8 protein-coding genes are annotated in these 7,868 nt (G+C 64.9%); 4 read left to right on the top strand and 4 right to left on the bottom strand.

Annotated features, from left to right (window positions below):
- Positions 1–104 precede the first annotated feature (104 nt).
- Together LXM94_RS24865 and LXM94_RS24860 are read right to left on the bottom strand one after the other, a co-directional pair.
- Entirely contained in the window at positions 105–1,871 is a 1,767-nt protein-coding gene (locus tag LXM94_RS24865; protein ID WP_235774437.1) for a sensor histidine kinase, read from the bottom strand.
- A gap of 133 nt (positions 1,872–2,004) precedes the next feature.
- Positions 2,005–2,730 (bottom strand): response regulator transcription factor, encoded by a 726-nt coding sequence (locus LXM94_RS24860; RefSeq protein WP_235774435.1) that lies wholly within the window; start codon positions 2,728–2,730, stop codon positions 2,005–2,007.
- A 344-nt stretch (positions 2,731–3,074) separates the two neighbouring features.
- On the opposite strand from LXM94_RS24860, the gene LXM94_RS24855 reads away from it, so the two are divergent.
- The 4 genes from LXM94_RS24855 to LXM94_RS24840 all read left to right on the top strand — a co-directional run bounded on the left by LXM94_RS24855 (position 3,075) and on the right by LXM94_RS24840 (position 6,454).
- Entirely contained in the window at positions 3,075–4,658 is a 1,584-nt protein-coding gene (locus LXM94_RS24855) for a phosphoenolpyruvate carboxykinase (RefSeq protein WP_408015701.1), read from the top strand.
- A gap of 120 nt (positions 4,659–4,778) precedes the next feature.
- Positions 4,779–5,213, top strand: coding sequence for an alternative ribosome rescue aminoacyl-tRNA hydrolase ArfB (gene arfB / locus LXM94_RS24850; protein ID WP_235774431.1), 435 nt, complete (start codon positions 4,779–4,781; stop codon positions 5,211–5,213).
- Positions 5,214–5,309: 96 nt separating this feature from the next.
- Positions 5,310–5,822 carry a peptidoglycan-binding protein LysM gene (gene lysM / locus LXM94_RS24845; protein WP_235774429.1) on the top strand — a complete coding sequence of 171 codons (513 nt, stop codon included), beginning with the start codon at positions 5,310–5,312 and terminating at the stop codon, positions 5,820–5,822.
- A gap of 17 nt (positions 5,823–5,839) precedes the next feature.
- A complete protein-coding gene (locus tag LXM94_RS24840; RefSeq protein WP_235774427.1) occupies positions 5,840–6,454 on the top strand; it encodes an alpha-ketoglutarate-dependent dioxygenase AlkB family protein in 615 nt (204 codons plus the stop codon).
- 12 nt (positions 6,455–6,466) lie between these two features.
- On the opposite strand, the gene coaA is transcribed toward LXM94_RS24840, so the two are convergent.
- Together coaA and LXM94_RS24830 are read right to left on the bottom strand one after the other, a co-directional pair.
- Entirely contained in the window at positions 6,467–7,462 is a 996-nt protein-coding gene (gene coaA, locus LXM94_RS24835) for a type I pantothenate kinase (RefSeq protein WP_235774425.1), read from the bottom strand.
- Positions 7,459–7,782 carry a phosphoribosyl-ATP diphosphatase gene (locus tag LXM94_RS24830; protein ID WP_235774423.1) on the bottom strand — a complete coding sequence of 108 codons (324 nt, stop codon included), beginning with the start codon at positions 7,780–7,782 and terminating at the stop codon, positions 7,459–7,461. The genes coaA and LXM94_RS24830 overlap by 4 nt, the downstream gene beginning before the upstream one ends.
- Positions 7,783–7,868: the final 86 nt, after the last annotated feature.

The raw sequence follows: 7,868 nt of genomic DNA, 5'->3' as shown, positions 1-7,868 counted from the left end.
GGCGAGCGCCAGGCGCGTCTTGCCGGCGCCGGACGGCCCGACGAAGACGATGCCGGTCGTCGCGACGACGATCGCAGTGGCGTGGACATTGACCGGCCCGGCCATCAGGCCTTGCCCACCGCCGGCAGGGCGAGCGTGAAGCGCGCGCCTGCGATGCTGCCGGTCTTCGGATCGACGAGGTTCTCGGCCCGCAGCGTGCCGCCATGCGCCTCGGCGATCTGCCGCGAGATGGAAAGTCCCAGGCCGGAATTCTGGCCGAACCCCTCGCTGGCCGGCCGGTCGGTGTAGAAGCGTTCGAAGATCCGGTCGATGTCCTCGGCCTGGATGCCCGGCCCGTTGTCCTCGATCTGCACGATGCAGCGGTTGCCGCGGCCGCGCGCCAGCCGGACGACGATGCGTCCGCCCTGTTCCGGCACGAAGGAGCGTGCGTTCTCGATCAGGTTGGTGACGATCTGGCCGATCCGGAGCTCGTAGCCGTTGACATCGAAGCGCGCCCGCGGCGCGTCCTTGCGGTCGACGACGAAGTCGAGGATCACCGGCTTCTTCTTGCTGCGGATCTGGCGGGAGATGTCGACCAGATCGCCGAGCAGCTTTTCGAGATCGATGATCTTGGCGTCGCTGCGGGCAAGTTCGGCGTCGAGCCGCGAGGCGTCGGAAATGTCGCTGATCAGCCTGTCGAGACGGCGCACGTCGTGCTGGATGATGTCCATCAGGCGGGTCTTCGATTCGTCGGTGCGGGCGAGCGGCAGCGTCTCGACGGCGCTCCGGAGCGACGTCAGCGGGTTCTTCAGCTCGTGGCTGACGTCGGCCGCGAAACTCTCGATCGCGTCGATCCGGTCGTAGAGCGCCGTCGTCATCTCGCGCAGCGCCACCGACAGGTTGCCGATCTCGTCCTGCCGGTAGGAGAAGTCCGGAATTTCCTCACGCTCCTTGGCGCCGCCGCGGCGCACGCGGATGGCGGCCGCGGCGAGACGGCGCAGCGGCGTCGCGATCGTGCTGGAGAGCAGAAGCGAGAGCGCGATGTTGACGAGGCCGGCGACGCCCGCGACGCGCATGATGGCGAGGCGCTCGGCATGCACGATCTTGTCGATGTCGCCGGCCTGCGTCGAAAGCAGCAGCACGCCGAGCACCGCGCGGAAGCGCTGGATCGGCACGGCCACCGAGACGATGAGCTCGCCCTTGTCGTTGACGCGCACGACGGCGCCGCGCACGCCGGTCAGCGCGTTCATCACCTCCGGATAGATCGATCCATCGCCGCCCGGCGCTTCCTTGTACTCCGCCAGGTTGCTCGGCTGCAGCAGCCGGTTGAACCAGATGTTGAAGCGCTCCAGGAGGCTGATCGGCTCCGGCTCGACCGGCGGCAGGTCGAAGCGCAGCACCTGGCCCTGCGTATAGAGGTGGCGGGAATCGAGGAGCAGGTTGGAATCGGTGTCGTAGATGCGCGCGCGGGTGCGGGTCGGCGAGATCAGCCGGCGGAGCACCGGCGCGACACGCTCCGGGTTGATCGGGAACTCGAGGTCCTCGTCGTTCGGCAGGGGCGTGATGCTCTGGCCGGCCTGCAGCTCCAGGAGCTTTTCCGGATCGATGGTGATCGAGTTCGTGTCGACCGAGGCGGAGGCGGAGATCGCGCCGGCGATGATCTCGCCCTGGGTCAGCAGGCTTTCGACGCGCGCATCGATCAGCCCTTCGCGGAACTGGTTGAGATAGAGGATGCCGGCAACGAGCACGACGAGCGCGACGAGGTTGAAGAAGAGGATGCGCCGCGTGAGGCTCGAGAAGACCGCGTTGCCGAAGATGCGGCGGGTGAGGGTGAACGGATAGGTCCAGTAGCGGCGTCCCGCCTGCGCGGGCCGTCCGTCCGGATCGTCCATGCTTCGTTCGAGTACGTCCTGCGACAACGCTTCTTCCCGTGCGGCCGTCCGGCGAGGCAAATCTGCGCCGCCGGCGGCCGTCGCTGGCCGGATCGGCCGCTATGGCACCGGCTGCATCAATCCGTCTGTTCCCTCAGGCGCTCTCGCGGAACCGGTAGCCGACGCCGTAGAGCGTTTCGATCATATCGAAATCCTGGTCAACCATCTTGAATTTCTTTCTGAGCCGCTTGATGTGGCTGTCGATGGTCCGGTCGTCGACATAAACCTGCTCGTCATAGGCCGCATCCATCAGGGAATCGCGGCTCTTGACGACGCCCGGGCGCTGCGCGAGCGAGTGGAGGATGAGGAATTCGGTCACGGTCAGCGTCACCGGCTCGCCTTTCCAGGTGCAGGTATGGCGTTCCTGGTCCATGGAAAGCTGGCCGCGCTCCAGGGATCGTGCCTGAATGTCGCCCTTGCCGGTGCCGCCGGTGGCGAGGGACGCGGCCGCCTCCCGGCTCGAGGCGCGGCGCAGAATCGCCTTGACGCGCTCGACGAGCAGCCGCTGCGAGAACGGCTTCGTGATGAAGTCGTCGGCACCCATCTTCAGGCCGAAGAGCTCGTCGATCTCCTCGTCCTTCGAGGTCAGGAAGATCACCGGCAGGTCCGACTTCTGGCGCAGCCGGCGCAGCAGCTCCATGCCGTCCATGCGCGGCATCTTGATGTCGAAAATGGCGAGCTGCGGCGGATGCGCGAGCAGTCCGTCGAGCGCCGAGGCTCCGTCCGTGTAGGTCTCCACCTTGTATCCCTCGGCTTCCAGCGCAATCGACACCGAGGTGAGGATGTTCCGGTCGTCGTCCACGAGTGCGATCGTCTGCATTCTGCCTGTCTCCATCGTCGTCGGCCTTCGTCCCGGTTGCGTGTCGGGTCCATGCCCTGGGGTTGTGACGCGCTTCCTTGGGGGTAAAGGTGGAACAAATTGTGGCAAAGGGAAAGGTGTCCCATCGGCAGGGGCACCGGTTCACCGGGTTTAAATCGATTATTCAAACGATTTAAAAAATACGATTTTTTACTAAATCGATTAATATACTGAAATCATTGCCAAAATGATAACGATCCCCTTGTCACAATGGTGGTTCGCCGGTACGTTCCGTGCCACTTCTCCACCGTCAACCAGCCGCGAAGGAAAACCGGACCATGAAGGAACTTGGAACTCGCAACCCGATGCTCGGGCTGGAATCGATGGGCTTCAAGACGAGCGGCACGGTTCGCTACAACTTTACCGAAAGCGCTCTCTACGACGAGGCGCTCGGGCGCGACGAGGCGGTCAAGACGGCTGACGGTGCCCTGCGCGCGCTCACCGGGCAGCACACCGGCCGGTCGCCCAAGGACAAGTTCGTCGTGCGCGACGACAATACCGCCGGCCACGTCTGGTGGGACAACAACAACACCATGTCGCGTGAGAATTTCGACCGCCTGCACGCCGACATGCTTGCCCATGTGCAGCACCGCGATCTCTTCGTTCAGGATCTCGTCGGCGGCGCCGATGCGGACTATGCCCTGCCGACTCGGGTCGTGACCGAGCTTGCCTGGCATTCCCTCTTCATCCGCAACCTTCTGATCCGGCCGGAAGAGACGGCGCTCGCCACCTTCGTGCCGAAGCTGACGATCATTGACCTGCCGAGCTTCAAGGCCGACGTGGCCCGCCACGGCGCGCGCACCGAGACGATGATCGCCTGCGACCTGACGCGCGGCATCATCCTGATCGCCGGCACCTATTATGCCGGCGAGATGAAGAAGTCGGTCTTCACGGCATTGAACTGGCTGCTGCCACCGAAGAAGGTGATGCCGATGCATTGCTCGGCCAATGTCGGCCCGGACGGCGACGCGGCGATCTTCTTCGGCCTCTCCGGCACCGGCAAGACGACGCTGTCCGCCGACCCGACGAGGACGCTGATCGGCGACGACGAACACGGCTGGGGCGAGAACGGCATCTTCAACTTCGAAGGCGGCTGCTACGCGAAGACCATCCGTCTGTCGGCGGAAGCGGAGCCGGAAATCTATGCGACGACCAAACGGTTCGGCACCGTTCTCGAAAACGTCGTCCTCAACGACAGGGGCGAGCCGGATTTCGACGACGCGTCGCTGACGCAGAACACACGCTGCGCCTATCCGATGCATTTCATTCCGAATGCGAGCGATACCGGCCGTGCCGGCCATCCGAAGACCGTCATCATGCTGACGGCGGATGCCTTCGGCGTGATGCCGCCGATCGCGCGGCTGACGCCGGACCAGGCCATGTATCACTTCCTCTCGGGCTATACGGCGAAGGTGGCCGGCACCGAGCGCGGCGTGACCGAACCGGAGGCGACCTTCTCCACCTGCTTCGGCGCGCCCTTCATGCCGCGCCATCCGACGGTCTACGGCAATCTGTTGAAGGATCTGATCGCCGAGCACGGCGTCGACTGCTGGCTGGTCAATACCGGCTGGACCGGCGGGCGCTACGGCGAGGGCTGCCGCATGCCGATCAAGGCGACGCGGGCATTGCTCGCCGCCGCCCTCGACGGGTCGCTGAAGAATGCGCTGTTCCGCCGCGACGACAATTTCGGCTTCATGGTCCCGGTCTCGGTCCCCGGCGTCGACACGAAGATCCTCGATCCGCGCTCGACCTGGTCGGACGGTGCGGCCTACGACCGTCAGGCGGGCAAGCTCGTCGACATGTTCGTCACCAATTTCGCCAAGTTCGAGGACCATGTGGACGGCAATGTCCGCGACGCCGCCCCGGGTATCCGCCTCGCGGCCCAGTGAGGCAACCGATGGGCTGATCGACGCGAGACCCGGCTCCGGCCGGGTTTTTCGTCGCAGCGACGGCCTTGCGCGAACGGCGCTCCGCGCCCTATTTGGGAGGAGCGCTGAAAGGGGTGCGTCATGGCCAGCGAGCCTCTCCACATCAAGAACGGCATTGTCATCGCCGGCTGGGAACTGACGGAGCAGTTCGTGCTGGCGGGCGGACCCGGCGGGCAGAACGTCAACAAGGTCTCGACCGCGGTCCAGCTCTTCTTCGATCTCGTGAACTCTCCCGCGCTGCCGGAGCGGATCAAGGCGAATGCCGCAAAGCTCGCCGGGCGGCGACTGTCCAAGGAGGGCGTACTGCTGATCGAGGCCAACAGGTTTCGCAGCCAGGAGCGCAACCGCGAGGACGCGCGGGAGCGATTAAAGGAGTTGATCCTGAAGGCGGCCGAACCGCCGCCGCCGCCGCGTCGAAAGACGAAGCCGACAAAGGGGTCGGTCGAGCGCCGGCTCAAGGAAAAGGCCGGGCGATCCGACGTCAAGCGCATGCGGGGCAAGCCCGGCGCCGATTGACGGAAGATGCGCCCGAGGACCGTGCGGGCGGGCGGAATTTCAACTTCCCTTTGACCGGCGATATGGGTAACCTCCCCAAAAACCTTGGAGGAAACGATGGGTCTCTTCAGCTTTATCAAGAACGCCGGCAAGAAGCTCGGGATCGGTGACGACGAGCCGCCGGAAGCGGAGGCCGTCAAGAAGGAGCTTGATTCCTTCGACCTCGGCACGGAGAAGGTCGAGGTCTCCGTCGAGGGCGACAAATGTGTGCTGAAGGGTGTCGTCGCCGACCAGACCGCCTTCGAGAAGGCGGTCATCGCCGTCGGCAACACGCTCGGCATCTCCAAGGTCGAGGCAGGCGATCTCAAGCTGGTTGCCCCGGACACCGGACTGAAACTGGCTACGGCCGACATGACCGAACTGGTGAAGGCCGCGACGCCGGCGAAGGATCCCGTGTTGCACACGGTCAAGAAGGGCGACAACCTCTGGAAGATCGCCGAGGCGCATTACGGCAAGGGCAAGGGTGCGAAGCACACGGTGATCTTCGACGCCAACCGGCCGATGCTGACCCATCCGGACAAGATCTATCCGGGCCAGGTTCTGCGCATCCCCGATATCGACGAGGCCTGATCGGCGGCGGACGCCCGATGGCAAGCGGCCTCCCCGACGGACTGCGCTACCTGCCGGAGCATTTCGGGAGGTCGGCGCAGGAGACGCTGCTGGAGGCGATCCGCGCGGTCGTCGCCGAGGCGCCGCTCTTCGTGCCGCGCATGCCGAAGACGGGCAAGCCCATGTCGGTCCGCATGACCAATTGCGGGCCGCTGGGCTGGGTGACGGACAAGGAAGGCGGCTATCGCTATCAGGCGACCCATCCCGGGACCGGGCGACTCTGGCCGGCGATCCCCACGGCGCTTCTGGCGCTTTGGAACGACGTGGCGGATCCCGGCCTTGCGCCCGAAGCCTGCCTCGTCAATTTCTACGAGCCGGCCGCCAAAATGGGCCTTCACCAGGACCGCGACGAGCAGGCCTTCGACGCCCCCGTTGTCTCCGTCTCGCTCGGCGACCAGTGCCTGTTCCGCGTCGGCGGCACGGCGCGCACCGACCCGACGCGGTCCTTCCGCCTGTCGAGCGGCGATGTGGTGGTTCTTGGCGGCAAAAGCCGGCTGGCTTTCCACGGCGTCGACCGGATCTACGCCGGAACCTCGACTCTCCTGAAGAATGGCGGCCGGATCAACCTGACGCTCCGCCGTGTCAACCCGTAAAAGTTAGCCGGCTTACAGTTTTCGCAGCGCGACGGTTTCCACCAGGTGGTTCTCGCCCTTCTGCAGAATGAGGTCGGCGCGCGGCCGGGTCGGCAGGATGTTCTGGCGAAGGTTCTTCAGGTTGGTGTTCTGCCAGAGGCCCTCGGCGATCGAGAGCGCCTCCTCCTCGCTGATGGTGGCATAGCGGTGGAAGTAGGAATGCGGGTCGCGGAAGGCGGTCTCGCGCAGCCGCATGAAACGCTCCACGTACCAGCTGTGAATCAGCGCCTCCTCGGCATGGATGTAGATCGAGAAATCGAAGAAGTCCGAGACCATCGGCACGATCTTGCCGTCGGCGGGCAGGCTGCGTGACTGCAGCACATTGATGCCCTCGAAGATCAGGATGTCAGGCCGGTCCACCGTGCGGAACTCGTTCGGCAACACGTCGTAGGTGAGGTGCGAATAGGTCGGCGCCCGGACATTCGCCTGGCCCGCCTTGATCGCCGAGAGGAAGCGGAGCAGGGCGCCGGTATCGTAGCTTTCGGGAAAGCCCTTGCGCTCCATCATGTTCTCGCGCTTCAGCACCGCATTCGGCAGCAGGAAGCCGTCGGTGGTCACGAGATCCACCTTCGGGCTCGACGGCCAGCGCGACAGCAGCTCGGCGAGGATACGCGCCGTTGTCGACTTGCCGACGGCGACCGAACCGGCAATGCCGATGACGAAGGGCGTCTTGGATTCGTCGGACAGGCTAAGGAAGCGCTTGCGCTGCTCGAAGAGGATCTGCGAGGATTCCACATGCGCGGACAGCAGGCGGGACAGCGACAGGTAAATGCGCCGCACCTCGTCGAGGTCGATCGGGTCGTTCAGCGAGCGCAGCCGCTGCACCTCGTCGGCCGTCAGCGTCATCGGCGTGTCGGCCCGGAACCGCGCCCATTCGTCTGCGGAGAAAAAGCGGTAGGGGGAATAGTTGCGGTTTCCGAAGTCGTCCGGAATATCCGCCTCGTCCTTGTCGCGCGCTGCCTGGATCATGAACTCTGCCGGCTGGCCTTCTCTGCAATGCCGGACTGTCCCGTTCGCCGTTCGAGTTCCGCCATCACATCTTCTAGCGGGATACCCGCGATTTTCAATACGACCATCAGGTGATAGAGCAGGTCGGCGCTTTCGCTGACGAGCGGTGCCCTGTCGCCCGCGATCGCCGCGATCACTGTTTCCACCGCCTCTTCGCCGAGTTTCTTGGCGGCCTTGCCCTGGCCGGCAGCGACGAGTTTCGCCGTCCAGGATTCCTCCGGTGCGGCGCCGGCGCGGTCGGCGACGATGCGTTCGAGGTCGGAAAGCGAGAAGTCTGTCATGATCCCGTCCGTTCAGTCGAGCCGCATGGCGATGCCGCGCTCGGCCATGTAGCGCTTGGCCTCGCCGATCGTGTGCGTGCCGAAAT

The organism is Rhizobium alarense, assembly GCF_021555155.1.
Lineage (GTDB): Bacteria > Pseudomonadota > Alphaproteobacteria > Rhizobiales > Rhizobiaceae > Rhizobium_D > Rhizobium_D alarense.
The sequence above is the reverse complement of the archived record's forward strand: the minus strand, read 5'-3'. Positions and strand labels throughout refer to the sequence as shown.